The sequence below is a fragment of the Thioclava sp. JM3 genome (assembly GCF_002213185.1).
GTDB lineage: Bacteria > Pseudomonadota > Alphaproteobacteria > Rhodobacterales > Rhodobacteraceae > Thioclava > Thioclava nitratireducens.
Window position 1 is genome coordinate 88,216 of sequence record NZ_NBOB01000007.1, and the last position, 25,015, is coordinate 113,230.

The window sequence follows — 25,015 nt, forward strand, 5'->3', positions numbered from 1 at the left end:
CCCCCGGCCCAACCAAAAAAGGAGCGTGTCATGTTCAAAGGGTCTCTTCCCGCACTGGTCACGCCGTTCAAGGACGGCGAGCTGGATCTGGACACGCTCAAGAAACTTGTCGAGTGGCATATCGATCAGGGCAGCCACGGCCTCGTGCCGGTCGGCACGACCGGTGAGAGCCCGACGCTGAGCCATGCCGAGCACATGACGGTCATCACCGAGGTCGTGAAAGCCGCGAAGGGCCGCATTCCGATCATCGCGGGTGCAGGCTCGAACTCGACGGCGGAAGGTGTGCGGCTGATCCAGCACGCCGGCAAGACCGGGGCCGATGCGGCGCTCGTCGTGACGCCCTATTACAACAAGCCGACGCAGCGCGGCATGATCGAGCATTACCGCGCGCTGCACGATGCCTGCGAACTGCCGATCGTGATCTACAACATTCCGGGCCGCTCGGTGGTCGACATGATCCCCGAGACGATGGGCGAACTGGCGAAGCTGCCGCGTATCGTGGGCGTGAAGGATGCGACCGGCAAACTGGAGCGCGTCTCGATGCAGCGCGCGACCTGCGGGCCCGATTTCATCCAGCTCTCGGGCGAGGACGCGACGGCGCTCGGCTTCAATGCGCATGGCGGCGTGGGCTGTATCTCGGTGACGGCGAACGTCGCGCCCAAGCTTTGCGCGGAATTCCAGGAGGCGACGCTTGCCGGCGATTACGCCAAGGCGCTGAGCTATCAGGACAAGCTGATGCCGCTGCACATGGCGATCTTCCTCGAGCCGGGCGTGGCGGGTGCGAAATACGCGATGTCGAAGCTGGGCATGTGCTCGGCCGAGGTGCGTCTGCCTCTGACCGAGTTGCTGCCCGAGACGAAGACCGCGATCGACGCGGCAATGGTCCATGCCGGTCTGATCTGAGTTTCGCCTCCACCGAATAAGAAAACGCCGGCGCGATAGGGTTCGCGCCGGCGTTTTTTTGTGTCCAGAAGCTTACTGCAGAGCGCTGCGCAGGTCATCCATCGCGATCGAGCTGTATTTCTGAGGCTGATCCGACGGGGTGGCCGCCGCGGGGGTGACGATTTCGGGCGCCGCTTGCTCGACCGCAGGAGCCGGCGAGGTCTGCTCGGCATTCGCTTCGAGACGCGGCCTCGTTGCCTCGGTCGGCGTTTTCGCGTCGGCCTCGGGCTGAATATAGGCGAGGGTGACGGTGATCCGACGGTTCGACGGATCGCGCGGATCGGCCGGCTTCAGCGGGTCGGTATCCGACAGACCCGAGACGCGGGTGACCCGTTCCGGGGCGACACCGGCGGCCACGAGCGCCCGGCGCGTCGCGTTGGCGCGGTCCGAGGACAGTTCCCAGTTCCCATAGGTTCCGCCCGCTTTCTGATAGGGTACCGAGTCGGTGTGGCCCGCGATCAGCACGTCATTGGGCAGATCGGAGAGGGCGCGGCCGAGCTGATCCATCAGCGCCAGCGTGGGCCCATCGAGCTTCGCGCTGCCCGAGGCGAACATGGCTTTGCCCGCCTGATCCACGACTTCGATATTCAGCCCGTCCGGCGTGCGGCGGAATAGGACGTTCTGCTGCAGCGGACGCAGGTCCGGAACGCGCTGGATCGCCTGCGTGATCCGGGTCTGAAGCGTCTGGAAGCGGGCGTCGTCGACGGCATGCGGTGTGGCTGCAGCAGTCTTCGCGCCGGTTGTGTCGCCTGCCTCTGCCGTCGCCTGCACCGCGTCGGCGACTTTATTCGTCGTCGCGTCCGGCGTGGCCTCCTTGGAACTGCCGGAGGCGTTGGCCAGCTCGGTCGAGGGGGCTGTCTCGCTCCCGGCGCCGGGATTGGCGGGAATCGTGTCGTCGGCGCGCGAGGCGTTCAGCACCCCTTTCGGCCCGATCGTCTCGCCGGCGAGGGGGCCGGTGCCGCCGGGGGCCTGCATCGAGACTTTCGCAGGGGCGAAGTAATCGGCGATCCCCGTGAGCTGGTTCTCGTCCGAAACGGAGAGAATCCACATCAGCAGGAAGAAGGCCATCATCGCGGTCATGAAATCGGCATAGGCGACTTTCCACGCTCCGCCGTGATGCTCGGATTCGTGATCGTCATCGCTCCGCTTCACGATGATCGGCGCCTGATTCGACCGTGCCATGAGTTGCCCTTTCCCACCTCGCTGGCAGGAGCCAGCAGTCTTCTCTGGGCATGCGTTTTCTGCAGCCCTTGAGTGTGGGTTGTCGGCTTAAAAATGGGCCAAAAAAGGGCGATAATCGTTCATGATCTGGAAACAAAGATGCTGGCCGACCGCTTTGGCATCCTGCCCAGAGTGGCGGAACTCGTGCCCGCCGACCCTTCCTCAGGCGTCGTGGAGCGATGCTTCGTAGTCGTCGCGGCTGTGTTTGCCCAATCCGACTTTCTTGGCATAGGCCGCTTTGCGGGCCGAGTAGCTCGGTGCGACGAGGGGCATGTCAGCAGGCAGGTTGAACAGGGCGCGATATTCGTCTTCGCTCAGCCCGTGTTCCGAGCCTAGGTGGCGCTTGAGCATCTTGAAGCCGCGCCCGCAGCACAGGCAGAAAACCTTGTCTTCGGTGACGGCCTCTTTCACGGGCAGCGCCGGTTGCGGCCGCGCGGGACTGGAGCTAGCTGTTGGCGCCTCTGCCGCGTGATTGGCGGCCGCGTTGTGCAGATCCTCGTCGAACTGCGCGGAGAGTTTCGCCACGAGGTCGACCACCTGATCCGCCGTCACATCCGAACGCGCGGCATAGGCCGCAGCAACTGTCGCGATAATGTTTGCTGCATCCGTGGGCCGGTCCTTCGACATCTGGTCTCTCCAATGCTTAAAGTTGCACTCTCCCCGGATTAGTCCAGAAAGTTACGTGCGAGGCGCGTTTCTGTCAATGAACGCGTGAATCTGTGTTTGGGTTTCCGGGGAAAACACTGTTTCTGCACAGGATTGTTTCGCTGAGTGCTTCGCCTGTCCTGTGGCTGCTCAATGGAGTTTGCCTTTTGTGCGCCATCGCTGCTTGGCGTATTGGTAGTTCGGCGCGGTCGTCGGATAATCCGGCGGAAGCCCCCATTTCGCGCGGTATTCCTCGAAGGTCATTCCGAGTAGGTTTTGGAGGTGACGCTTCAACATCTTGATTGGGCGGCCCGTTTCCAGACAGATCAGTCGGTCTGGTAGGACGCTCTCCGAGATTGGCACCGCAGGAACGCGGGACGTCGCAGGCTCGCCGGACCGGTCCGGGGAATGTTGCGTCATGTCTATCCTCACATGTTTTTGTCCTACGGGAGAAAGATTGAAGGAATTCTTAAAGTTAGGTCAAAGAAATCAACTTTTCCCACGAGACGTCACGAAGGCGCGGTCCATGTCAAATGACTGGTCGGGCTTGTCAGGTGTAAACACGTAAATTAGTTGCATAAAGCAGGTAAAAAAAATTGAAAACGCGAACATGCCGGGGCAGGCGGATTTACGCTCTCTCCTTCAGCTTGGCGCTGCGTTATTCAAAAAAAGGGCTGCGCGATGGGGAGCGGCGCGAAACCTAAGGTTCGCGTCGACGCGCAGAGAGATACGGGGAGTTGCCTTTTGTTTGGCTCGAGCGCCATGCGGAGACAGAACGTTATCGTCGTAGCGGAAGAAAACGCGAAGCAAGCCAAGTTGGCTGCCTTCTTTCTTGCGTGCTGTGGTTGGGCCTCCTTACCGTTCGCGACGGCGGTGGAGGCGGAGCAGTATATCCTGCTGCATGGCAATCCGTGCCTGTTGATGATCAGTCTTGCGCAGCCCGAGGGCGCAGCGGATCTGATCCGCACCTCGCGTGTCAGTACGCCCGAGAGCCTCATCCTTTTCGTCGATCCCTCGAGCGACGGAGTGTTCGCTGCCGAGATGATCCTCGCTGGCGCCGATGACGTGCTCCGGGAGCCCTATTCCGACAGGGAGTTGACGGCGCGCCTCTGGCTTCGGGCGGGGAGCAGATTGCCCATCAGTTTCCCGGGAGAAGAGAGGCGGGTCGCGCGCCTCAAGATAGACGAGGAAAACCGGCTCACCGGCCCAGACGCGACTGAAGCTGTCCAGCTGACTCCCATGGAGCGGGAGATCATGTGCGAGCTTATCCGCAGCGGCGGTCGAATCGTGACCCGCGACGCGCTCTCGCGCCGGATCGACAACACTATGTGGGTCTATGGCGACCGGAAGTTTGACGTTCACATCACCAAGATCCGCAAGAAGCTGCGCGATGCGTTCGGCGACCGATATGTCGTCGAAACGGTGCGATCCGCCGGATACTCGTTCTATGAAATTCCCCAGCGAAAGCCCTCAGACTCTGCAACCTAAGGTTGATTCGCTGATCCTCCGAAACTGGTTTCGAGGGAGTGCCTGTCAAGCGCTGAATTGTTAACGTCTCAGCGATTGATCGTGAGCACACAATTTGTAGCGGAACCGTCGACAAGCTGTGGATGATTGAAGTTGTAGCCACAACTTGTAGCGTAAGAGGCCATGAAAAATTGGGTCATCGACGCTTCTTTCGAGGTTCGCCTGGGGATAACTCGGCGCGGCGGCAAGTTGTCCTTTTGGGCAGGAACTATCCTTACTCGCCTTGCAGTTTTAACAATCCTTAACCTTACGGGAAAGGGAATCGCTGGTAATCTGCAGCCACTGACTTTGGGGGACTTGGGGATTAGGGATGTCCATGAAAAGTAACAATTTGTTAGCGCAAATTTGGGAAGGCTCGGTGAAGCAAGTGTCAGCCGGAGCAGGTTCTCAGGGAAGTTTGGTGGCGGCTGCGCTTCTGCCTGCGCAGACCGTGGTGCTGCGTTCGACACACAAGGAAGCAAGCCTGCTCGTGCTGCCCGAGTCGGAAGAGCTTCTGCCGGGTATTTCGCTTGGCGACGTGCTCGTGGAAGAGCTGGGTATCGAGGTGCCTTATGGAAGCCTCGTGGTCATCGAGCCAGCGAATGCCGCGGAGGTGAAGCATGGTTTTGGGGACCGCGCGATCAACCTCCGCCTGCCGGCCATGGCGTCGCGGCCCCGGAGCGAGTTCTCGGTGCACGAAGATGCGCGCGATTGCAGCGCAACCGCGATGGGCGGCTATCTCTGAACGTGAGTACAGTGCCGAAAGCCGGTATGAACGCGCTGCTCGGCGGGTGGGCCGTGCAACCGCGACATCGTTGGAAATACGAAGCGCCGCCCTTGGGGCGGCGCTGCCTTTTGGGGCGTTAATCTAGGGTTAACCAGAAAACACTGCGATTAACTCGCCTTTAATCAAGTAAAGCTTTCTCCAAACAGGGCGCCGTGGTCTTCTGTTCAGCAAGAATAGAGTGAATAGAGGCGGGTAATGTTTGCATTGAGCTTTCGTGCTGCACTTGATGCGCCGTTTCTCGATGTCGAAGAAGAGCGGCAGGCGATCTCCCGGTGGCAGGAATACGGAGATCAGAACTCGCTTGAAATTCTGCTGCGGTCGCATGTCCGGCAGGCGTATGCACAGGCGCGTCGCTGGGCGTCCAATCCGGTCGAGCTCGAAGACCTCGTGGCCGAAGGGATCATCGGTCTGATGCGCGCCGCCGAACGGTTCGATCTGACGCAGGATGTCCGGTTCTCGACCTACTCGCATTGGTGGGTGATGACTTGCGTGCTGAACGCCCTCGCCCGGATCAAAACGGTGATCGACGTGCCGGCGCGGGTCTATCTCGATGCGCGGATGGGGCGGCTCGACAATCCCGAGGCGAGCCAGCTTCTGACCGGTCTCGTCGCTTTGGACGCCAAATCCTTCGATGACAGTGACGCCGACCTGATGGAGATGATGCCCAGCCCCGATCTCACACCCGAGGAACAGACGCTGGCGTCCTCCGCCGCGCGGGCTGCGCATGAGGTGCTGAGCAGCGCGCTGGATGATCTGGACGCGCCGGATCGCGAGATCGTTTTGCGGCGCAAATTGCAGACGCCGCCGGAGTCGCTCGACGATCTGGCCCGTGATCTTGGAATCAGCCGTGAGCGTGCCCGACAGGTCGAGAAGCGTGCGCTCCTCCGGCTGAAGCGGTGTCTCGAAAAACGCGGCTTCAGCCCCGCGATGCTGAACTGAGGAGAAGGGCGATGGCACGTCATCTGATGATCGCAGGGCACGGGCGCGCAGGCACCACGCTATTTTACAACATGCTGCGCGAGACTCTCAAAGGTTTCGAAATCCCGCCGCGCGAGACCAGCGCGCTTTCCACGATCGGGCAGCCGGGCGACTGGGTCAGCAAGCGGCCGCTCGATATTTTCCAGGTCGCGAATGTCGCGCGAGCGAATGTCCGTAGCAAGCAGATCGATCTGATCGTGCCGCTGCGCGACCCGCGCGACATCCTCGTGAGCCGTCATTCGGCGGTGCCGGACGATTATTTCATCTCGGCGGACGCGATGTATTTCATCGGCGGTCCGGATGCGCCCGCGCCGGTGATGCCGGGGTTCCTGCAGATTCACGAGGCGATCGGGACCGTGCTGAGATCCGGCATTTTCCCGCAGGGTGTATTCCTCCTGAAATACGAAGACCTGGTCAATGATCCCGACAGGATTCAGCAGAAGTTGCGCGATGCGCTCGGTCTGCAATTCGAAGGGCATTTTTCCGATTTCGGCGCCGCCGAAATTCCCGAGGAGTTGCAAGGCCCGCTCAACGGTGTGCGCCCGGTGGAAAAGGCGCGTGCGAAGTGGCTCGACGAAGAGCATCGGGCGCGGATTTTCGATCAATTCTCGCGCTTCCCGGTGCTGTTCGACCTGCTCGAGCAGTTGGGCTACGAAAAGGATCGCGACTGGTTCGCGCCGTTCATGGCGTGGCAGGCGGCCTCGGGGCCCCGGAGCAAGCGTATGAGTTTCGTGTGACGAGGGTGATGAGATGGACGCGATAGCCGCGACATTGTTGAAGGTAACGGCGTCGGCCGCAGGCACCGGGCGCAAATCCGCGACAGAGGGGACCGGTTTCGGATCGCTCGTGCAGGGCGTGCCGGCGGATTGGCTTGCAGCTTCGGGCGTGGGGGCTGCCACGGCGGCCGCGACGCCGGAGGCTGGCGCAGGCGCAGCGTCCGCCTTGACCGACAATCCAGCGCTTCAGGCCGAGCTGGCCGGCAAGCTGCAAACGGTTCGCGACGGCGCGCTGGCAGAGCTGGCGCAGGGCAAGTCGATGAGCGAGGTGCTCAAAAAGCTGGGCGCGTCGCTGGCTACGGTCCTCACGGAGTTCGACGCGGCGCATGGCACGAAGCTGCAGCAAGGTTTGATGCGGGCACTTGAAGGTATGCGGCTGCAAACTGACGGCGCGGGGGCAAAGCCCGCCTCGGATCGTGCGAGCGACAAAAGCGACACGATCGACGCGGTCTTCGCGAGCCTTCTGGTCTCGCTCGGTCTGCAAGCGAAGCCATCTGGGACTGCATCGCCGCAAACGGGTGGTGCGCAGATTCCGTCGGTAGCGGGGCTCATGCCCGCGCACTCTGCTGGCAATCTATCCTCTCCGGCGGCACAGCCGAAGCTTGAGGCAACGCAGACGCAGTCGCAGGCGCAGGCGATCATCGCCGTTCCGCAGGGGCTTGCCGGGGTGTTTCCAGCGCCGCTCACGGCGGAGATTCAGCAGAGCGACATGGACCCGCGGGTGCGCGCCGTGCTGGAAGCTGCCGCCAACGGCGCCACGAACACCGGCAAGGTCGAGGCGCAAGCCGCGGTTCTGCCTGCAGCGCAGAGCAAGGGCGACCCCAAGCCCGCCCAGTTTTTTGCCGAGGCCGCCCGTGCAGGCGTCTTGCCCGAAACCGCGGTGGCGCGGCTCACGCAGCATGACGCCAGTCACGTTGCGCGCAGCGACGCTGCTGCTCAATCGGCGCAGACGGCGGCCCAACCCTCGCCGCGCTTCGCGGCCTTCGTCGCGACGCAGCTTCGGCGCGCGGATCTGCAGGAAGGACGCACCCGCGTGGCGCTGACCCCGCGCGGGCTCGGCGATATCGAGATCGACGTGGAGCGCGACAAGCGTGGTCAGGTCAACGTGGTCGTGCGCGCCGAGAGCCCGGCGGTGCTGAGTGCGTTGCGCGGCGATCGCGAGACCTTGGCGGCGATCCTCGCCGGGCAGGGGCTGCAGATGGATAGCGGCGCGCTCGATTTCGAGCAGTTCGGCGGTCACGGCGAACGGGGCGATGAGCGCGCGTCCGGCGCGCATGTTACCGCAGATGAAGACATCCCCGTGCTGGGCGCCGACTGGCAGCCCACCATTCTCGACGGACAACTGGATATCAGGACCTGAGGAGCCACCGATGAGCATCTCTCCGACAAGCACCAATCCCGCTGCGACCGCGGCCGACGCCAAGGCGAACCCGGCGCAGTCCAAGATCTCGGCGGATTACAACAGCTTCTTGCAGCTTCTGACGGCGCAGATCCGAAATCAGGATCCGCTGAAGCCGATGGATTCCACGCAATTCGTTTCGCAACTGGCGCAGCTGAGTCAGGTCGAGCAAACGGTGCAGACCAATACCAACCTCAAGACCATCGATGCCAAGCTGAGCGCAATGGGTGCGATGTCGGATGTGGCCCTGATGGGCAAGACAGTGTCGCTCGCCTCCGACCGGATCGAGTTGCGCGACGGTCAGGCCAGCACCAGCTACGAGCTTGCCGCACCCGCCGACAAGGTGACCGCGATCATCAAGACGGAAGACGGGACCGAACTGCGCCGGATTACTGGCCTGCCCGGACGGGCGGGCGAGAAGATCGCGCTGAACTGGGACGGGCGCGATTCTGCGGGGTTGCCGGTGCCGGATGACACGTTCCGGGTCGAGATCGACGCGCAGGACGCCGATGGTAATGCGGTCTCGTATGACACCTATCCCAGCACGCAGGTGGAGCAGGTGCGCTTCTCTTCGCAGGGGCAATCGCTGGTTCTTCGCAATGGCGAGGAAGTGCCGAGTTCGCTCATCGTCGCGGTGTCGGGCTGAAACGCCTGCACCGGGCGCGATCCGTGATGGGAGGCTTCCTATCCCTGCTTGAACGGCTCGGCGCTGTTTACCTTGGTCGCTTGTAGGCCGGGTACTCGGTCCGCGAGGCCGCGCTCTAGCAGGGTGGCGAGGTCCTCGGGTTTGACCGTATCGGGATCGAACATCCGGTTATCCGCGAGCTTGCTCAAAAGGTCGAGTGTCTCGTCGCGCAGCTTCGGCACCAGCGCGGGGCCATCGGGAAGCCCGTCTCCCTTCAGCACCAGTGTTGCGTCGACGCTCAAATAGCTGATCGTACCCGCCCGGTAGACCGGCACCGTGACAGGCCCCAAGGCGACGTCACGCGGCGCGGGTTCGGGCGGCGCTTCTGGGGCAGCAGGTCGCGGCGCGATCTGGCTTCCGCCCAGATAGCCCAGCCCCGCCGCGACGATCGGCACCACCACGACAAGCAGTACGAGTGTTCTCCAGCGCGGCATCGGAGACGATCAGTAGGGGAGGACGACGTCGAGCGCGTCTTCCCCGTAGCGGGGCTGTTGCACCTTGCTGATCTGACCGCGCCCGCCATAGGAGATGCGCGCCTCGGCGATCTTCTCGTAGGGGATGGTGTTGTCCATCCGGATGTCTTCCGGACGGATGATCCCGGCCACACGCAATTCGCGCAGCTCGTGATTGACCTTCACCTCCTGGCGTCCCGCGATCACGAAATTCCCGTTCTGAAGCTTCTGGATCACGAGGGCCGCGACCTTCAGGCTGATGGTCTCGTTGCGCTTGATCGAGCCGCTGCCGTTGGAGGTCGATTGCGAGCTGAGATCGACGATGTTGCTGCCGGTGGGCAAGTCCTTCTCGCTGACGCCGGGCAGGATCTTGGCGATCTTGCCGCCATAGCCAAGGAAGGTCGGAAAACCGACGCTCTGGCTGCCGTCGCGGCTCCGCTGGGACGCGTTCTGAAGCTGCGCCTCGTCCTTGATGTTGATATCCACCGTCAGCAAATCGCCCACCTTGTCGGCACGCTGATCGCCGAAAAAGCCGGTGGAGCCGGTCTGCCAGAGCGACGCGGCCTCGGCCCGCTGCGGAATGCGCGTGGGCTCGAGCGGCGGCATCGGCACGCTCACCCGGTTCACCTCGGGGATCGTGTCGCCATCGACCACCATGTCGCTCACTTTTGGGTCGCGCTCAAAGGCCGTGCCGGAACCGCAGGCGGCCAGTGCGAGCATCGGCAGGATGTAGAACGGATGTCTCACTTCTGAATCTCCACTTTGCCGTCGGGCTTGGCGATGCCTTCGACAATCTTGTTGCTCACGAGATTGACCACGCGCACTGACTGGTCGGCATGGGCGTCGGAGATCGCCTTGCCGGGTGCGGTCAGGGACATGGCGCCTTTCGAATATTCGATCGAGACCGGGTCGCCGCGCGAGATGATGACCGGCTCGGTGATGGATTGGCTCATCACCGGGCGTCCGCGGGCGAGCACGCGGCGCACCTGCATCCCCTCCAGATGGTCGAGCCGCGTCACCGCATAGGCGCCCACCTGACCGTAGGGCAGGTCGACGACCTGAAAATCATCTCCGGAAAGAATCTTGCCGGGAAGCAACTGCTGCGCCGGCACCGGGACGGGCACGTTGAGCAGCGCAAGCCCCGCGAGGCGGCGCACGTCGCCCGAGGCCTCCACCGCATTCGCCAGGAACTGCCCCGTGGAGCGGTCCATCCAGAAGTCGCTTATCATCTCCGCGTCGCCCGGGTCGCTGTCTTGCAGCGTGATCTCGAAATGGCCGCTCGGCGGCATCTCCAGCCCCCAGGACTGCTCCGCCTTCTCGGCGATCAGCACGCGCACGGATTCGGCGCTCGCGGGGGCGACGAGAAGCGCGGCGGCGAGCGTGGCGAGAACGGCGGTCGCGGAGGCGCGTATCGGGCTCATGGCATCACTTGATCTGGTTCGAGGTGGACATCATCTGGTCGGCCGTCTCGATGGCCTTCGAGTTCATCTCGTAAGCGCGCTGCGCCGAGATCAGGTCGGTGATCTGCTGGATGATGTTGACGTTCGAGCTTTCGAGATAACCCTGACGCAGGATGCCCACGCCCGGATCGCCCGGAAGCGCCTCGGTCGGATCGCCCGACGCGGTCGTCGCCTGCAGGAGGTTGTTTCCAAGCGGTTTCATCCCCGCCTCGTTGACGAAGGTCGCCATCGTCAGCTGGCCGATCTGAACCGGGGTCGGGTCCTTGCCGACATAAGCCATCACGAGGCCCTGCTGGTTGATCTCGACATTCGTGGTGTTCGCCGGGACGTTGATCCCGGGCGCGACCTCGTAGCCGTCGAGGGACACGATCTGTCCCTCGGGGCTCAGCTGGAAGGTACCCGCCCGCGTATAGGCCTGGCTGCCATCGGGCATGTTGAGGGTGAAATAGCCGCCGCCGTCGATTGCGAGGTCGAGCTGGTTCTCGGTCTGGACGAGCCCGCCCTGGGTGTTGAGCCGCACCACGCCCGCGCTTTGTACGCCGAGGCCGATATCCACGCCCACAGGGCGCGCTGTCCCGTCGGCAGAAGTCAGCGAGCCTTCGCGTTGCAGCGACTGGTAGACCAGATCCTGAAAGGCGGCGCGGGTGCTCTTGTAGCCGGTGGTGTTCGCGTTCGCGATGTTGTTCGAGATCACGTCCACATTGGTCTGCTGGGCCAGCATCCCCGTCGCGGCAATTCCAAGTGCTCTCATGGTTCAGCTCCTTTTCGCGCCGGTCAGACTTTGCCAAGCCTGCGCAACGTTTCCTGACGAAGGTTGTTCTGTTCATCCATCAACTTCACCGCGCGCTCATAGGAGCGCTGGATGTCCATCATCCGGGTCATCTCGACCACCGGTTGGACATTGCTCTCCTCGATGAAACCCTGAGCGACCTGCGTCGTTTCGGATGGCGTAAAGGCGGGTACGGCGCCGCCGGGCGCGGCAAAGAGGCCTCCACCCAGCCGGCTGTAGCTCTGGATGTCGGGTACGGCGAACATGCCCAGCGTGCCGATCGTGCCGTTATTCGGCCCCGAAATCGTGCCGTCGCGGGAAATGGTGATCTCCTCGCCCGGCGGGATCGCGATCGGCGCGCCGCCCCGGTCGAGTACCCGATTGCCCGACAGCGTCACGAGATTGCCTTGCGGGTCGACGGTCAGCCGGCCGTCGCGCCCGAAAGCGGTCTGGCCCGCCGGCGTCTGGTAGGCGAACCAGCCATCGCCGTTCAGCGCCACATCGAGCGGGTTCGAGGTTTTCGTGAGGGATCCCTGCCGGTCGTCGAGATAGGAGCCCTTGTCGAGCACGTAGCTCACGTCATCCTCGGCCCCGGCATTGCCCTTTGACTCGAAGCTCTCGGTCAGCGAGCGCTCCGCCTTGAAGCCGGCCGTGTTGGCATTGGCCATGTTGTTGGCGGAGATGTCGAGACTGCGCCACAGCGTCGAGGCGAGGGATAGGGAGACGTAATTTGAGCTATCCATGAATGTCCGCCCGCGCGAATATAACTTGTGGCTTTGCTTGGACTGCTGCCGATTTCCGGTCAATAATGTTTGCTCTTCTTGGAATAATCAATACTATTCTTTAAAGAGGGAAGGAATTCTGGCGCATTTGGGCAAGAGGTGATGGAATTGCGAAGCGGTTTCCCCTTGATGGGCGGCGTTTTGGCGCTCTGTCTTCTGTGCGGCCCCGCCGCGGCGGAGGCCATACCTGCGCCGCCACCATTCGATTTCGCGCAATACACTCAGGCGGGCTTCCTTGCGGACCGCGATGCGCTAACCGCAGGTTTCGCCGCGGCCGAGCCCGGGCCGTCGCGCGCGGTCGCGCGGCTCAATCTGGCTGAATTCTATCTCGCGCATGTCATGTTGCCCGAGGGGCGGTCGGTGCTGGGCGACGAGATGCCTGACGGTCTGATCCCCGCCGAACAGGCCCGCTGGCGCGCGATCGCCGCCGGGTTCGATATCATGGAAGGGGTGGGGGTGCCGACTGGCACGCTCTTGCCCAATGCGGATTGGGCGAACTGGCAGGATTATCACCTCTGGGCGGCGCTGAATGCGATCACGCAGGGCGACGCGGAGGAGCTCGAGGGGAACCTCGCGGGTGCGGCGGACCGGCTGCCCGCCTATCCGCCCGTTTTCGTGGAGGCCTGCCTGCCCGCGCTTCTGGAAGGCGCGATCGCGGTCAAGCAATGGGCGCTGGCCGAGCGACTGAGCCGGGATTTCGACAACTATCCCGAGTTGAAGGCCCAACCGGTTTACAGCTTCCTCATCGGGCGGGTGGCAGAGCAATCGCATCATCCGGAGAAGGCCTATGCCGCCTATCGTGAAGCAGCGAAGGGGCGGGATCGATACGCTCAGCGGGCGCGGCTCGCTCTGGTCGATCTCGGCCTTGCGAAGGGTGCGCTCACGACGGACCAAGGTTTATCCATGCTCGCCGAGGCCAATCTTGCGTGGCGCGGCGACCGGTTCGATCTTCAGGCCCTCGAACAGCGCGCGCATCTGGGGGAAAAGAGCGGTCGCGATGTGGAGGCGCTGATCGCCTATGGCGAGATCCTGACCCGTTTCCCGGACCGCCCGCAGGCGCGGACGGCCGCCGAGGCGGCGGATCGGTTGCTCAAGGCGTTCTATGCGAAAGGCGCGGCGGGGAAGATATCGCTCACCGCCTTCACCGAAGGCCATCAGCGCTTGGAGCCCTATTACGAGGCTCGCGCCGATTTCCATGCCTATGCCGAGCAATTCGCGGATCGTCTGCTGGAACTGGGCGCCACGACGCAAGCCTCGTCGGAATATCGCAAGATCCGAGAGGCTCTCAGCGTGCAGCGCAAAGATAACCCCGAGGCGGTGTCGCAGGACCGGATGGCCTATCTTGCGCTTCGCGAGGCGGAAGCACTTGCCCGTGGCGGGCAATTCGCGCGTGCTGCCAAGGTGTTGGAGGCCTCCGAGCGTCCCGCCGACGCGCAGGAGCTGAACCAGTTCAACGCGCTGCAGGCCCGCGTTCTGGCCGAGGCCGGAAAGACCGATGCGGCCCTAGACACCAAGGTCACCGCGCAATCGATCGACCATCTCCGGTTGCAGGCGCAGCTCCATTGGAAGAAGGGCGACTGGGAAGCGGCGACGCGGTCCTATCGCGCATTGTGGAGGACAGCCTCTGGTGATTTTTCGGAGACCGATGCGGTCCAATTGCTGCTGGCTGCCTACCGGTCCGGCGACCTGACTACGGCCCGCAGCGTCGCAGAGGTTTTCCCCCGTCTCGCGGGGCGGGAGGACCTGAACAAGCTCGTCGCAAGCCTGCTGGCCGAGCCCGCCAAACTGACCCCGCTGATGGACGCCGCAGCGCGGGATCGGCTGCGCAACGCCGGTGACGCGATCGAGATGGTCGGGGCGGAGGCGAAGCGGGCAGGAGGCTAGGTATCTTTGCTATGCATTGGCCCCTGACGCGAGTCCAAAGAAAAACGGCGGATATTTTTAACTTCAGTGAAACATCACTCGTCTATCTCTTGGATAGGACCCCTTTCTCTTCGGACATGAGAGGATAAAACCATGAGTATTTCGAGCGCAATGCAGACCGGTGTGAGCGGCCTGAATGCGAACTCCGTCGCCGTTGGCGAGATTTCCGAGAATATCGCGAATGCGAACACCACGGGCTACAAGCGCAGCTTCGCCCAGATGGTGACCATGACGCCGACCGGCGGGCTCAACGCGCCATCCGGGGTCAATGCCGTCGTCTCCTCCGATCTGCAGAATGGCGGCGCGGTGATCCCTACCAACTCGCCCACCGATTTCGCGGTGAACGGGAACGGGTTCTTCGTCGTGTCCAGCAACGCCAATACCAGCGTGCAATCCGATTACGTCATGACGCGCGCCGGCTCGTTCCAGCCCGACGAGAACGGCAACCTCGTCAATTCGGCGGGCTACTTCCTGTCCGGCTATCCTTACACGGACGTCAAACTCGCCACGATCGACGGCAACAGCTTCAACGGGCTGAAGACGGTGAACATCACGGACGCCACGCTGAGCGCGAAGGCGACCACCTCTATCGGGGTGCAGGGCAATCTTCCCTCGCAGGAAACCGGCAACGCGACGCCGGGCGCGCCTTTCACCTCCTCGTCGCAATATTACACGCCGCTCGGGGCGGTGAAGCGGCTCGAATATTCGTGGCAGCCGACCTCGACGCCGAACCAATGGGACATCACTGTCTCCGATGGTGACGGCGTGCCCTATGGTCAGGTGACGGTCGATTTCGCCCCGGGCGGTGCCAATGCCGGCGCGCCGATCAGCTATTCCGGTGTGACCAACCTCGCCACGGCCCCCGGCGCTTTCTCGATGGACACGACCACCGGCGTGATGAGCCTGACGATGAATGACGGCGGCACTACGCAGCCGATCGAGATCGGGCTCGGCGCATTGAACAGCTTCGACGGGATCACCCAGTTCGCTGGCGATTTCACGCCCCAGAAGTTCACTGCAGACGGCTCCTCGTCCGGCGCGCTGACCCGGATCGAAGTCGACGATACCGGCACGATGTACGGAATCTTCGACAACGGGCAGCGCCAGCCGCTCTACAAGATTCCGCTCGCCCATGTGGAGAACCCCAACGGCATGCAGGAGATCGACGGCGACGCCTATCGTCTGACCCGCGACAGCGGCGCCTACACGATCCACAAGGCGAACGAGGGTCCGGTGGGCACGATCAGTTCGGGTGCGCTCGAAGGGTCGAATGTCGATATCGCGCAGGAACTGAGCGATCTGATCCGCACCCAGCGGGCCTATTCCACCAACGCCAAGATCGTCACCACGATGGACGAGATGCTCGACGAAACCACGCGCCTCAAGCGCTGATCGTCACGCTGAGAAGAACGGAGCAAACCGATGAGCTTGACGGGCGCCCTCCAGGCGAGCACGAGCGGTCTGCGCGCGGCGCAGATGCAGTCGGAAGCGACCTCGCGCAATATCGCGAATGCGAGCACCGAGGGCTATGTGCGCAAGGAACTGCCGCAGGTCACTATCTCGGGCGGCCTCGTGCAGACCGGCGAGGCGCGGCGCGACGTCGACGCCTCGCTCAACCGCATGTATCGGCAGCATTCTTCTGCCATGGCGCGCGAGCAGGCGATCTTCGAGGCGGTGGGCGAATATACCGCGACCCTCGGCCAGCCGGGCGATGGGCTGTCGCCCGCGGATCGGCTGACCGACCTGCGCAGCTCGATGATCGCGCTGGCGAACAATCCGGGCAACAACGCGGCGCAGAACGGAGTGGCCTCCGCCGCGCAGGAGATGGTGACGTCGCTCAACCAGAGCAGCGACATGCTCGCGCGGATCGGTGGCGAGGTTGATATGGAGATCAAGTACGACGTCTCCGATTTCAACGAGACGCTGCATAAGATCACTTCGCTCAACAAGCAGATCTCGGATGCGCAGCCCGGCTCGCTCGGCGCGGCCGATCTCGGCGACCAGATGGACGTTCTGGTGGAAAAGGCGTCGAAGTTGATCGATATGCAGGTGCGCCGCTCCACCGATGGGCGGGCCACGCTCTACACCGCGGGGGGCACGCCGCTCGTCGATGGCGATCAGGCAAATTACGTCACCTATGACAAGGTGGCCGGAAAGCTGTTCGCGGGCAAGACGGAGATCACCCCGGAAACAACTGACGCGCGCGGCTTCCAGAATGGCAGCATTGCCGGGCTGTTCGCGGTGAAGAAGGATGTTCTGCCGCGCTTCCAGCTTCAGCTCGACGAGATGGCGCGCGGCCTCGTGCAAGGGTTCGAGGGGGCGGATGCCTCGCTCGCTCCGGGGCAGGCGGGTCTCTTTACTGACGCTGGTGCGGCTTACGATCCCGCGAAGCTCGACGGGCTTGCCGGACGGATCGCCGTGAGCGCAGCCGTGGACCCTGCGCAGGGCGGGCAGTTGTCGCGACTGCGCGACGGGATCGGTGCGACCACGCCGGGCGCGGCCGGGGATTCGACCCAGATCGAGGCCTTTGTGTCGATGTTCGACGCCCCGCTTTCGGCGAATCCGGACACCGGGCTGGCGGCGTCCCTGTCGTTGCGCGACTACGGCAGCAGCATGATCTCCGCGCAGGAGTTCGAGGGCACCCGCGCGCAGGAGCGTTTCGCTGCCGCCCGCACCGCCGCTGAAACCGTGAACGGTACGCGTCAGAGCATTCAGGGCGTGAATATCGATGACGAGATGCAAAAGCTGATCACGATTCAGCAAAGCTACGCCGCCAATTCGAAAATGATGACCGCCGTCATGAAGATGATGGACACGCTGCTCGCCGCCGTCTGAGGAGACTGAACGATGATCCCCCTGATCCGGAATTCGCTGTCGACCCTGCAGATGAGCATCATCTCGCGCCGCTCGGTCGACCGCACCACGGCAGAGCTGCAACGCACGAGCGACGAGGTCGCGACCGGGCGCAAATCCGATGTCTACGCGGATATGGGGGCGAAATCGGCCTTCGTCCTCGCTCTGGAAGATCGCGCGACCACAAATTCGAATTACGTCACCTCGAACAAGCTCCTCGGAAGCAAGCTCGATATGATTGCATCGAGCGCGTCGACGGCGCGCGGGGCCGCGCAGGATGTGCTCGGGCTCGCCGTCGGTAACCTCGAGCAACCCGGCGCCGCGGCGGCGACCCTGCAGCAAAGCGCCTGCGCGGCGCTCGATACCATCATGACGAGCCTGAACATCTCGCTCGACGGCGAGCACCTGTTCTCCGGCGTCGCGTCGGACAAGCCCGCGCTGCGGGGCTATGATGTGGCGAATGGTGCGACGGGCCTGTCGGCAAAGGATGTCCTGGCGGGCATCGTCGGTGGCGGCCCAGCGGATGCGACCCAGGCGGCGGCGATGCTGTCGCAGATCGACAGCGTGTTCGACGACAGCAATGCCGATCCGGCCAAGCGCTTCAGTTCTACCTTCTTCAAGGGCGACGCGACGAGCGGAGCGGCGCGCAAGTCGGCGTTGATCGGGGATGGCGAGACGCTTGATTACGGGATGCAGGCGAACGATCCCGAATTCCGCGACATCATCAAGGGGCTCGCACTCTTCGCCTCGACCGACGTCTCGAAGATCACGGATCGGGATGCCTATAAAAGCTGGGTGGCGGCCGGGGTCAAAGCATTGAGCGATGGGGTAGAGGGGCTGCGCAATTCCGAGACCGCCTTGGGTGCGAAGCAGAAGCGGCTCGACATCAAGCTGACGCAGCAGCAATCGATGGATGCGGTGCTCAACAGTCGGCTGTCGGATTATGTCTCGGTCGATCCCTATGAGGCCGCGACGCGGATGACGGCACTCCAGACGCAGCTCAACGCGAGCTACAGCGTTGCCGCGCAGATGTCGAAACTGTCGATCCTGAATTATCTCTGAGCCGCGCGTTTATCGCGCGGCCACCGTGCGGCGCGAGTCGGTCTGCTCGTAAGCGGCGATTTTCACGTCGCTCGTGCTGTCCAGTTCGCTGAACTTGTAGCCGCGACCATAGACCGTCTCGATATACTGGTGGCCGCTTTCGGCCGCGTCGGCGATCTTCTTGCGCAGCTTGCAGATATAGACGTCGATCACCTTGTCGAAGGGCTGGTCGTCGCTCATCCCGTAGACCGCGTCATAGATCGCGCCCTTCGCGATCACCTTGTTCGCGTTCAGTGCCAAGTGCTGGAAGATCGCGTGTTCGCGGTTCGACAGTTTCAGCCGCACACCGGAGACAAGCGGGTCGCGCCCGTCGAAGAAGGCGGTGATTTCGCCGACGCTGATGCTCTCGGCGGCGTGGCCATATGAACGCCGGATGATCGAGTTGATCCGCGACAGCGCCTCGATCCCCTTGATCGGGCTGACCATGACATCGTCTGCCCCGGCATCGAGCGCCTCGGAGGCGTCGCGCGAGTTCTTGAAGTCCCGCATCACCAGAACCGGGTTGCGGCAGCCGCAGCTGCGGATGGCCCGGATGTATTCGGTCACTTCGGGGCAGTCGCCGATCAGGATCGCCCGCGTGTCGACCCCCTTCTGGTTCAGCGTGCTGAGATCGGACGCGAAGAAGGACGCAGGGACGAGGACGGGCTGCAACCCAACGCTCTCCAGCTCGCCGAGCAGGCCGCGAACACGACCATCGCGAGGCTCAAAGACGTAAATATTCATACAGGTCTCCATCCCGGGCAAGTTTCTCGCACAAGCGGCAAGCTCACGCTAAGTTGCCACAAAGGATTAGTCAAGAATAGTACCGATTTATATTGGACACTATTCGCGTTTTACTTTAATTTAATGGAATGTGTCGGTGACGTGAGGAAACTATGCTTGCTGCCTTGTGCCGAAAAAGTCGTCGGGCGTCGCTTTCTTGCGCCGGGTTTCGCGGAGCGCTCGTCGCGCTCTCCGTCTTTGCGGGGGTGCTCAGCGCAATCCCGGCCACCGCACAGGTCCGGATCAAGGACATCGCCAGTTTCGAAGGCGTGCGCGAGAACCAGCTCGTGGGCTACGGTCTCGTCGTTGGCCTGAACGGGACTGGCGACACCCTCAACGGCAGCCCTTTCACGAAGAAGTCGATCGAGGGGATGCTCGAGCGGCTCGGGGTCGGCAATCTCTCCGGCGATGCGATCAAGACGAAGAATACGGCCGCGGTGATGGTGACGGCCAAGCTGCCGCCCTTCGCCCGCCGTGGTTCGACGATCGACGTGACGATCTCCTCGCTCGGCAATGCGGACAGCCTGCGGGGGGGCACGCTGATCGTGACGCCGCTCGTCGGCGCCGACGGTGAGATTTACGCCGTGGGGCAGGGGCCGATCTCGGTTGCGGGCTACAGCGCGAAGGGCAACGCGGCGAGCATCGTGGACGGTGTGCCCACGGTCGCGCGCATGGAGAATGGCGCAATCGTCGAGAAAGAGATCGATTTCGAATTGAACTCCATGAACTCGGTGCGTCTCTCCCTGCGCGAGCCGGATTTCACGACGGCCTCCCGGGTCGCAGGGGTGATCAATGACAAGCTCGGCCACAACACCGCGCAGATGCTCGACCCCTCCACGATCGAAGTGCAGGCGAAGGGCAAATATGGTGTGCCGGAGCTTCTGGCGATGATCGAGAACCTCCCCGTCACGCCCGACTCCGTGGCGAAAGTAGTGGTCGACGAGAAGTCCGGAACGATCGTGATCGGCGCCAATGTGCGGATCGATCAGGTCGCGATCAGCCAGGGCGGGCTGACCGTGAAGGTCAAGGAAAGCTACGCGGTCAGCCAGCCGAAGCCTATCTCCATCGGGCAGACGGTCGTGGTGCCCGAAACGGATGTGCAGGTCGAAGAGCGCAACACTCAGTTCAGCGTGCTCCAAGGGGGTGATGTCAGCCTTCAGGACCTCGTGGACGGTCTCAATGCGATCGGTGTCGGCGCGCGGCAAACCATCTCGATATTGCAGGCGATCAAAGCCGCCGGCGCGCTTCATGCCGATCTGGAGATCATCTGATGAACCCGCTCGGTCCGTCGAAGCCATTTCTCTCGGCTGCGTCGCTCAAGGCGCCTGCCGCATCTGGTGCGAAGTCGCAGAACGCGAAGGAGATCGCCAAGAATTTCGAGGCGACCTTCCTGCAGCAGGCCGTGGGCGAGATGATGAAGACCGTGAAGATGGGCGGGCTGGATGGCGGCCACGCCGAGGAGATGTGGAAGTCCTTCCTCGCGCGCGGCATCGCGGATGAGATCGCCGCCTCGGGCCGGACCGGAATCGCGCAAAGCGTCGAGCGGATGATCGGCGCCTATACTTCGAACGGAGAAGATCATGGCTGAAGAAACCCCGTCGCGTTTTCGCAAGCGGATGCAAGCCCGGCGCGACGATATCTCCGCCGACGGGCCCGTCCTAACCGAGGAGGACGACGCCAACCTCGCCGCTTTCGAGGCGAATATCGATGCGACGCTCGATCTGTTGCATGAGGAAATCGCGGCGGTCGAGGCGGGACATCTCGACCGCGTCACGGAGCTTTATGATCGCAAGGCGGACCTTCTGAAGCGGATCGAGCTGAAGATCCCTGTGATCGAGCCGTTTCTGGAGGCGTCTGAGCATGCCGCGCCCACACTTCGCGAGAAGCTCCGCCAGCTGAAGGTCGCCGTGCAGGACAATAGCGTTCTGTTGTCGCGGATGTCCGACGCGACCCGGGACATCGTGCGCGAGATCGAGAAAATCCGGAACCGGCACAGCCTCGACGGTCTCTATGGAAAGAGTGGCAAACCGGTCACAGGACAGGATGGTCCACAGATGCATATCGATAAGGAATTCTAGGTTTCGGCCAAACGTTAACCCGCGCTTAATCTTCGGTCCAAAATTCCTCTCCACGGCTCGCGCCGTTTTTCTGTCAGAAGACGAAAACAAAATATCTTTCAGAATGAGGAGTGACCAGAAATGTCGTCCATTCTTACCAATACCTCCGCGATGAATGCTCTTGCGACCCTGCGTTCGGTGAACAAAGGTCTCGAAGACACGCAAAACCGCATCTCGACCGGCAAGAAGATCAACTCGGCGAAAGACAACGCCGCGTATTTCTCGATCTCGGAATCGATGAACAGCGACAGCGGCATGTACAAGTCGATCAACGAAGGCCTGACCCTGACCAAGAACTCGGTTTCGACCGCACGTCTCGGCGCAGAGTCGGTAAAGGATCTCGCCCAGCAGTTCGTCGAGCGTGTTTCGTTCGCGCAAGGCGATGCGGTGGATCATGCTGCGGTTCAAAAGGAACTCCGCAGCATCGTTGATCAGATCGGCACCACGATCAGCCAGGCAACCTTCAACGGTGACAGCCTCGTCGACGGCTCGGCCAACGTGACGGTCGTCACCGGGATCAGCCGCGCAAGCGGTTCCTTCGCAACGACGTCGATGACCTTCCAGGCGGTCGATCTCTCATCGCTTCAGGCGACGCTGAGCGGGATCGACATCTCTGGTGGTTCGGCGGCGGTTCTGACCAGCGCGCTGACGAGCGCCCAAAGCGCTCTCTCGACGGCGATCGACAACGCGACCTCGCTGGGCGTTGCGGAGAAGTCGCTGGAAGCTCAGCAGAACTTCCTTGGCAAGCTGACCGACAAGCTCGACACCGGTGTCGGCAACATGGTCGATGCGGACATGGAGCAGGAGGCGGCTCGCCTTCAGTCCTACCAGGTTCAGCAGCAGCTCGCGACGCAGTCGCTCTCGATCGCGAACCAGGGTCCTCAGAACCTTCTGAGCCTGTTCCGCTAATCGGTGGCGAAGACATGAATGGAAAGGCCCCGTGCAGTGCGGGGCCTTTTCTTTTATCCCGCTTGGGTTGTCTTTTCCCTCAAAGTTTAAAAACGCCTTTAACCGGGGCGTGCTAAGTTCGGGCAAAGAGAACAAAAGAATATCGAGAGGAGAGCTTGCATGAGCGTCGCCGCGTATAAGCGAACCATTTCCGAAACCGAGTCTCCGCGGCAGATCGAGCGTCGTATCCTGTCGCGCGTCACTGGCGAGCTTGAGGCCTTTCTCGTCGATTATGACGAGGCGCCACGGGCCGGACGGGGGGCGATCCTCGCGCAGGGGCTGCGCACCGCGCTCTGGGAAAACGAACGCATCTGGACGGCATTGCGCGATGACCTCGCGGAGCCTGCGAACCAGTTTCCCGCCGAGTTGAAGGCCGGGCTGATCTCGCTCGCGCTCTGGGTCGAGCGGCAGACGCAGATGGTGATGGGCGGCGGCGGCGCGGTTGCGCCGCTGGTCGAGGTGAACCGCAACATCATTCGCGGGCTCAGCGGCGACGCGGGCGAGCCGGTGGCTGCGGAATAAGAAGGGGCGCGGGTCATGGCATTACGACTGACGTTGAAACCGAACGAGCGGATCGTGGTCAATGGATGCGTCATCCGGAATGCCAACCGCCGACAGACGCTGCAGATCGAGAACACTGCCGACGTGATCCGGGCCGAAGACCTGCTGGATGAAAACTGCGAGCCGACCCCGGTGAAGCAGGCCTATTTCCTGATCCAGACCGCGCTGATCCGCGCCGACACGCGCGACACGCTGGTGCCGGTCATTCAGGAAAAGCTCGCCGATCTTGCCACGATCTTCAGTGCCGCCGTGGTTGGCGGTGTTTTCGAGGCCGCGAACTGGGTGTCTCAGGGCGATTATTACAAAGCGTTGAGCGCGCTGCGCCCGGTCATGCGCCGCGAAGAAGAACTGTTCGCCCGCCTGTCCGCAAACACGAGCGCGACGGCGGCGCTGGAGGGCGAAGAATGCTGACGATTTCGGGCATGAGCAGTCGGCTCGCGCTGAGCCTGATCGATCGGACGCAGGCCAAGCAACTCGATCAACTGGCGCAAGAGCCGCAGCATGCGCGCGCGATCAGCCGTTTCCGCGAGAAGATCGGGGATATCCATACCGCGGCCGACTTGGTGAAGGATTACGACGCCTATAGTTTCGTGATGAAGGCCTTCGATCTGGAAGACCAGATGTTCGGCAAGGCGATGATGCGCGAAATCCTTTCGAGCGATCCCAATGACAAAAGTTCCCTCGTCAACAGGCTCACCGATCCGCGGTTTCGCAAGCTCTACGATGCGCTCGGGTTCACCAATGGCGGCACTGCAAACGCGAATACCTCCTCGGCCTCGTGGCAGGACAAGATCGTCGATCAATATGTCAGCCAGCAGTTCATCAATGGTGAGCGCGACCAGAACGAGACCGTCGGGTCCGTGCTCGAATTCCGGCAGAAGCTCGGCGGCGTCAAAACATGGTATTCGGTCCTGAAAGACAAGGATATGGCGCAGTTCATGCGCACCGCTTTGGGGATCCCGAATGACGTGGTGAAGCTCGATGTCGAGCGGCAGAAACAGATTTTCGAGGACAAGTTCGATCTTCCGAAACTCAAAGACCCGAAAGAGGTCGATGATCTGGTCTCCCGTTTCGTCGCTGTGTCCGATGCGAATAACTTCTCAATCGGAGGGGCGGCGGGGAATGCTGCGGTGACGCTGATGCAAGGCGCGGTGCAGGGGGGCTCGGGCCAATTCGTGCCCGCGACCTTCGATTTGACTGCGATCGCTACCTTCTCGGCTTCGCGCTACCGGTAAGCTGGTCGCCGGTCACGGACGGCTTCAGTCGATAATCACGTCATCATCGTCGAGCGGAATGCGGATTTCGTCCTCGCGCGACAGCTCGAGCGCATAGTCCACAAGCGCGGATTGCGCTTCTTGCACCTCGCGCCCGCGCACCGGACCCATCGCGGTCATTTCCTCGTTCAGCATGTCGCGCGAGCGGGCGGGCAGGGCGCTCAGGAAGTAGTCGCGTACCTCCTTCTTGGCCCCGCGCAAGGCGAGCGGAAGCGTTTGCCCTTCGACCCCGCGCATGACTTTGACGAGGCTCTGCTGGTCGAGCTTGCACAGATCGTCGAAGGTGAACATCTTCGCCTTGATCGCACCGAACGCCTCGGGAATACGCTTTTCCAGACGCTGGGTGATGTCGTCGAACAGCTTGCTGTCGAGTTTGTTGAAGAGATCGGCCATGCGCTGCTGCGGGTCCGGCCCGGTATTGCGCGTCGCCGAGCTCATGAACTCTTTCTGCAACGTTTCTTCGATGTTCTGGAAGACGTAACGGGGAACGGTCTCGATGCCGATCATCCGCTCCAGCACTTCCATCATGCGCTCTTCGCCCAGAAGCGGCAGCACTTTCGAGGCGACCTCGGGTTTCACCTTGCTCAGGATCGCCGCGACCGTCTGGTCGTGCTCTTCCTTGAGATAATTTGCGATGATCTGCTCGTTCAGCGCCGAGAAGTTTTCCCAGATATTGCGTCCTACCAGCGGGCCCTGAATCTCGTTCATGATGTCGGAGACGCGCTCGTCGGGGAGGAACCCCTTGAGCATGCTCTCCGCCATCTCCATCGAGCCCACGAGGCCGCCGCCATCGCCTGCGGTTTCCATGAACTCGCTCATCACCTCTTCGACGATATCGGCGGGGATCGTACCAAGGGACGAGATCGCATGGGTGATCGAATGGATGTCGTAATCGTCGAGCCGCTGCATGAGCCCTGCGCCGTGTTTCTCCCCGAGGCAGAGGAAAAGAATCGCTGCCTTCTCTGGGCCACGCAGTTTCTTGTAATCCCGGGAGGTTCTCATCGTCGGCGCTCGATCTGTTCTGAGGTCTCGGCAAGGATAGCAGGCTATCCTTGTATTCTCAATCAAGATCGC

28 protein-coding genes are annotated in these 25,015 nt (G+C 62.4%); 18 read left to right on the forward strand and 10 right to left on the reverse strand.

What is annotated here, in order from left to right; genetic code table 11:
• Positions 1–30 precede the first annotated feature (30 nt).
• On the forward strand, positions 31–903 hold the full coding sequence (gene dapA, locus B6V73_RS14345; RefSeq protein ID WP_088720420.1) for a 4-hydroxy-tetrahydrodipicolinate synthase: 873 nt from the start codon (positions 31–33) through the stop codon (positions 901–903).
• Between the two features lie 72 nt (positions 904–975).
• Here the strand turns inward: dapA and B6V73_RS21345 are convergent, their stop codons facing one another.
• From B6V73_RS21345 to B6V73_RS14360, 3 genes are all read right to left on the reverse strand, one after another.
• Positions 976–2,124: a flagellar motor protein MotB gene (locus B6V73_RS21345; RefSeq protein ID WP_088725581.1), complete on the reverse strand. Its 1,149-nt coding sequence runs from the start codon at positions 2,122–2,124 to the stop codon at positions 976–978.
• Positions 2,125–2,325: 201 nt separating this feature from the next.
• Entirely contained in the window at positions 2,326–2,790 is a 465-nt protein-coding gene (locus tag B6V73_RS14355; RefSeq protein ID WP_088720418.1) for a MucR family transcriptional regulator, read from the reverse strand.
• Positions 2,791–2,958: 168 nt separating this feature from the next.
• Positions 2,959–3,228, reverse strand: coding sequence for a MucR family transcriptional regulator (locus B6V73_RS14360; protein ID WP_075775830.1), 270 nt, complete (start codon positions 3,226–3,228; stop codon positions 2,959–2,961).
• 324 nt (positions 3,229–3,552) lie between these two features.
• On the opposite strand from B6V73_RS14360, the gene B6V73_RS14365 reads away from it, so the two are divergent.
• The 6 genes from B6V73_RS14365 to B6V73_RS14390 all read left to right on the forward strand — a co-directional run bounded on the left by B6V73_RS14365 (position 3,553) and on the right by B6V73_RS14390 (position 8,900).
• A complete protein-coding gene (locus tag B6V73_RS14365; protein WP_168174907.1) occupies positions 3,553–4,296 on the forward strand; it encodes a response regulator transcription factor in 744 nt (247 codons plus the stop codon).
• 349 nt (positions 4,297–4,645) lie between these two features.
• On the forward strand, positions 4,646–5,059 hold the full coding sequence (locus B6V73_RS14370) for a hypothetical protein (protein WP_141104932.1): 414 nt from the start codon (positions 4,646–4,648) through the stop codon (positions 5,057–5,059).
• A gap of 237 nt (positions 5,060–5,296) precedes the next feature.
• Positions 5,297–6,040: a sigma-70 family RNA polymerase sigma factor gene (locus B6V73_RS14375; protein WP_088725583.1), complete on the forward strand. Its 744-nt coding sequence runs from the start codon at positions 5,297–5,299 to the stop codon at positions 6,038–6,040.
• A gap of 11 nt (positions 6,041–6,051) precedes the next feature.
• Positions 6,052–6,816, forward strand: coding sequence for a hypothetical protein (locus B6V73_RS14380; RefSeq protein WP_088725584.1), 765 nt, complete (start codon positions 6,052–6,054; stop codon positions 6,814–6,816).
• Between the two features lie 13 nt (positions 6,817–6,829).
• Entirely contained in the window at positions 6,830–8,215 is a 1,386-nt protein-coding gene (locus tag B6V73_RS14385; RefSeq protein WP_088725585.1) for a flagellar hook-length control protein FliK, read from the forward strand.
• Positions 8,216–8,225: 10 nt separating this feature from the next.
• Positions 8,226–8,900, forward strand: coding sequence for a flagellar hook assembly protein FlgD (locus tag B6V73_RS14390; protein ID WP_168174908.1), 675 nt, complete (start codon positions 8,226–8,228; stop codon positions 8,898–8,900).
• Positions 8,901–8,938: 38 nt separating this feature from the next.
• Here B6V73_RS14390 and B6V73_RS14395 read toward each other — a convergent pair whose 3' ends face one another.
• The 5 genes from B6V73_RS14395 to flgF are packed head-to-tail and all read right to left on the reverse strand — an operon-like array spanning position 8,939 to position 12,363.
• Complete coding sequence (locus B6V73_RS14395) at positions 8,939–9,373, reverse strand: hypothetical protein (RefSeq protein WP_143597914.1); 435 nt, start codon at positions 9,371–9,373, stop codon at positions 8,939–8,941.
• A 9-nt stretch (positions 9,374–9,382) separates the two neighbouring features.
• Complete coding sequence (gene flgH / locus B6V73_RS14400) at positions 9,383–10,138, reverse strand: flagellar basal body L-ring protein FlgH (RefSeq protein WP_341865721.1); 756 nt, start codon at positions 10,136–10,138, stop codon at positions 9,383–9,385.
• Positions 10,135–10,812: a flagellar basal body P-ring formation chaperone FlgA gene (gene flgA / locus B6V73_RS14405; protein ID WP_088725588.1), complete on the reverse strand. Its 678-nt coding sequence runs from the start codon at positions 10,810–10,812 to the stop codon at positions 10,135–10,137. Before flgA ends, flgH begins: the two co-directional genes overlap by 4 nt.
• Before the next feature lie 4 nt (positions 10,813–10,816).
• Complete coding sequence (gene flgG, locus B6V73_RS14410; protein WP_075775839.1) at positions 10,817–11,602, reverse strand: flagellar basal-body rod protein FlgG; 786 nt, start codon at positions 11,600–11,602, stop codon at positions 10,817–10,819.
• A 23-nt stretch (positions 11,603–11,625) separates the two neighbouring features.
• Entirely contained in the window at positions 11,626–12,363 is a 738-nt protein-coding gene (flgF, locus tag B6V73_RS14415; protein WP_088725589.1) for a flagellar basal-body rod protein FlgF, read from the reverse strand.
• 141 nt (positions 12,364–12,504) lie between these two features.
• Here flgF and B6V73_RS14420 point away from each other — a divergent pair, with 141 nt between their 5' ends.
• From B6V73_RS14420 to B6V73_RS14435, 4 genes are all read left to right on the forward strand, one after another.
• Entirely contained in the window at positions 12,505–14,286 is a 1,782-nt protein-coding gene (locus B6V73_RS14420) for a hypothetical protein (protein ID WP_088725590.1), read from the forward strand.
• 132 nt (positions 14,287–14,418) lie between these two features.
• Entirely contained in the window at positions 14,419–15,717 is a 1,299-nt protein-coding gene (locus B6V73_RS14425; protein ID WP_088720410.1) for a flagellar hook protein FlgE, read from the forward strand.
• A gap of 30 nt (positions 15,718–15,747) precedes the next feature.
• Positions 15,748–17,160: a flagellar hook-associated protein FlgK gene (gene flgK, locus B6V73_RS14430; RefSeq protein WP_088725591.1), complete on the forward strand. Its 1,413-nt coding sequence runs from the start codon at positions 15,748–15,750 to the stop codon at positions 17,158–17,160.
• Positions 17,161–17,172: 12 nt separating this feature from the next.
• Complete coding sequence (locus tag B6V73_RS14435) at positions 17,173–18,240, forward strand: flagellin (protein WP_088725592.1); 1,068 nt, start codon at positions 17,173–17,175, stop codon at positions 18,238–18,240.
• Positions 18,241–18,249: 9 nt separating this feature from the next.
• On the opposite strand, the gene B6V73_RS14440 is transcribed toward B6V73_RS14435, so the two are convergent.
• Positions 18,250–19,002: a response regulator transcription factor gene (locus tag B6V73_RS14440; protein WP_075775843.1), complete on the reverse strand. Its 753-nt coding sequence runs from the start codon at positions 19,000–19,002 to the stop codon at positions 18,250–18,252.
• A gap of 152 nt (positions 19,003–19,154) precedes the next feature.
• On the opposite strand from B6V73_RS14440, the gene B6V73_RS14445 reads away from it, so the two are divergent.
• The 7 genes from B6V73_RS14445 (at position 19,155) to B6V73_RS14475 (ending at position 23,902) form a co-directional block, all read left to right on the forward strand.
• Positions 19,155–20,312 carry a flagellar basal body P-ring protein FlgI gene (locus B6V73_RS14445; RefSeq protein WP_077701085.1) on the forward strand — a complete coding sequence of 386 codons (1,158 nt, stop codon included), beginning with the start codon at positions 19,155–19,157 and terminating at the stop codon, positions 20,310–20,312.
• Complete coding sequence (locus B6V73_RS14450) at positions 20,312–20,629, forward strand: rod-binding protein (protein WP_075775845.1); 318 nt, start codon at positions 20,312–20,314, stop codon at positions 20,627–20,629. Before B6V73_RS14445 ends, B6V73_RS14450 begins: the two co-directional genes overlap by 1 nt.
• A complete protein-coding gene (locus B6V73_RS14455; protein ID WP_088725593.1) occupies positions 20,622–21,119 on the forward strand; it encodes a hypothetical protein in 498 nt (165 codons plus the stop codon). The genes B6V73_RS14450 and B6V73_RS14455 overlap by 8 nt, the downstream gene beginning before the upstream one ends.
• A 120-nt stretch (positions 21,120–21,239) precedes the next feature.
• On the forward strand, positions 21,240–22,067 hold the full coding sequence (locus tag B6V73_RS14460) for a flagellin (protein ID WP_088722923.1): 828 nt from the start codon (positions 21,240–21,242) through the stop codon (positions 22,065–22,067).
• A 159-nt stretch (positions 22,068–22,226) separates the two neighbouring features.
• Entirely contained in the window at positions 22,227–22,628 is a 402-nt protein-coding gene (locus B6V73_RS14465; protein ID WP_075775847.1) for a flagellar biosynthesis regulator FlaF, read from the forward strand.
• A 15-nt stretch (positions 22,629–22,643) separates the two neighbouring features.
• Positions 22,644–23,078 carry a flagellar biosynthesis repressor FlbT gene (locus B6V73_RS14470; protein ID WP_088725594.1) on the forward strand — a complete coding sequence of 145 codons (435 nt, stop codon included), beginning with the start codon at positions 22,644–22,646 and terminating at the stop codon, positions 23,076–23,078.
• Positions 23,072–23,902 carry a DUF1217 domain-containing protein gene (locus B6V73_RS14475; RefSeq protein WP_088725595.1) on the forward strand — a complete coding sequence of 277 codons (831 nt, stop codon included), beginning with the start codon at positions 23,072–23,074 and terminating at the stop codon, positions 23,900–23,902. Before B6V73_RS14470 ends, B6V73_RS14475 begins: the two co-directional genes overlap by 7 nt.
• A gap of 24 nt (positions 23,903–23,926) precedes the next feature.
• Here the strand turns inward: B6V73_RS14475 and B6V73_RS14480 are convergent, their stop codons facing one another.
• Positions 23,927–24,943, reverse strand: coding sequence for a flagellar motor switch protein FliG (locus B6V73_RS14480; RefSeq protein ID WP_075775850.1), 1,017 nt, complete (start codon positions 24,941–24,943; stop codon positions 23,927–23,929).
• Positions 24,944–25,015: the final 72 nt, after the last annotated feature.

Bases quoted from the DNA above. Each gene is read 5' to 3' on its own strand.
- B6V73_RS14465 (WP_075775847.1), top strand. From the start codon at position 22,227: ATGAGCGTCGCCGCGTATAAGCGAACCATTTCCGAAACCGAGTCTCCG.
- flgF (WP_088725589.1), bottom strand. From the start codon at position 12,363: ATGGATAGCTCAAATTACGTCTCCCTATCCCTCGCCTCGACGCTGTGG.
- B6V73_RS14390 (WP_168174908.1), top strand. From the start codon at position 8,226: ATGAGCATCTCTCCGACAAGCACCAATCCCGCTGCGACCGCGGCCGAC.
- B6V73_RS14395 (WP_143597914.1), bottom strand. From the start codon at position 9,373: ATGCCGCGCTGGAGAACACTCGTACTGCTTGTCGTGGTGGTGCCGATC.
- flgG (WP_075775839.1), bottom strand. From the start codon at position 11,602: ATGAGAGCACTTGGAATTGCCGCGACGGGGATGCTGGCCCAGCAGACC.
- B6V73_RS14380 (WP_088725584.1), top strand. From the start codon at position 6,052: ATGGCACGTCATCTGATGATCGCAGGGCACGGGCGCGCAGGCACCACG.
- B6V73_RS14435 (WP_088725592.1), top strand. From the start codon at position 17,173: ATGATCCCCCTGATCCGGAATTCGCTGTCGACCCTGCAGATGAGCATC.
- B6V73_RS14375 (WP_088725583.1), top strand. From the start codon at position 5,297: ATGTTTGCATTGAGCTTTCGTGCTGCACTTGATGCGCCGTTTCTCGAT.
- flgA (WP_088725588.1), bottom strand. From the start codon at position 10,812: ATGAGCCCGATACGCGCCTCCGCGACCGCCGTTCTCGCCACGCTCGCC.
- dapA (WP_088720420.1), top strand. From the start codon at position 31: ATGTTCAAAGGGTCTCTTCCCGCACTGGTCACGCCGTTCAAGGACGGC.
- B6V73_RS14475 (WP_088725595.1), top strand. From the start codon at position 23,072: ATGCTGACGATTTCGGGCATGAGCAGTCGGCTCGCGCTGAGCCTGATC.
- B6V73_RS14425 (WP_088720410.1), top strand. From the start codon at position 14,419: ATGAGTATTTCGAGCGCAATGCAGACCGGTGTGAGCGGCCTGAATGCG.
- B6V73_RS21345 (WP_088725581.1), bottom strand. From the start codon at position 2,124: ATGGCACGGTCGAATCAGGCGCCGATCATCGTGAAGCGGAGCGATGAC.
- B6V73_RS14460 (WP_088722923.1), top strand. From the start codon at position 21,240: ATGTCGTCCATTCTTACCAATACCTCCGCGATGAATGCTCTTGCGACC.
- B6V73_RS14480 (WP_075775850.1), bottom strand. From the start codon at position 24,943: ATGAGAACCTCCCGGGATTACAAGAAACTGCGTGGCCCAGAGAAGGCA.
- B6V73_RS14420 (WP_088725590.1), top strand. From the start codon at position 12,505: ATGGAATTGCGAAGCGGTTTCCCCTTGATGGGCGGCGTTTTGGCGCTC.
- B6V73_RS14455 (WP_088725593.1), top strand. From the start codon at position 20,622: ATGGCTGAAGAAACCCCGTCGCGTTTTCGCAAGCGGATGCAAGCCCGG.
- B6V73_RS14445 (WP_077701085.1), top strand. From the start codon at position 19,155: ATGCTTGCTGCCTTGTGCCGAAAAAGTCGTCGGGCGTCGCTTTCTTGC.
- flgK (WP_088725591.1), top strand. From the start codon at position 15,748: ATGAGCTTGACGGGCGCCCTCCAGGCGAGCACGAGCGGTCTGCGCGCG.
- B6V73_RS14440 (WP_075775843.1), bottom strand. From the start codon at position 19,002: ATGAATATTTACGTCTTTGAGCCTCGCGATGGTCGTGTTCGCGGCCTG.
- B6V73_RS14370 (WP_141104932.1), top strand. From the start codon at position 4,646: ATGTCCATGAAAAGTAACAATTTGTTAGCGCAAATTTGGGAAGGCTCG.
- B6V73_RS14360 (WP_075775830.1), bottom strand. From the start codon at position 3,228: ATGACGCAACATTCCCCGGACCGGTCCGGCGAGCCTGCGACGTCCCGC.
- B6V73_RS14450 (WP_075775845.1), top strand. From the start codon at position 20,312: ATGAACCCGCTCGGTCCGTCGAAGCCATTTCTCTCGGCTGCGTCGCTC.
- B6V73_RS14470 (WP_088725594.1), top strand. From the start codon at position 22,644: ATGGCATTACGACTGACGTTGAAACCGAACGAGCGGATCGTGGTCAAT.
- B6V73_RS14355 (WP_088720418.1), bottom strand. From the start codon at position 2,790: ATGTCGAAGGACCGGCCCACGGATGCAGCAAACATTATCGCGACAGTT.
- B6V73_RS14385 (WP_088725585.1), top strand. From the start codon at position 6,830: ATGGACGCGATAGCCGCGACATTGTTGAAGGTAACGGCGTCGGCCGCA.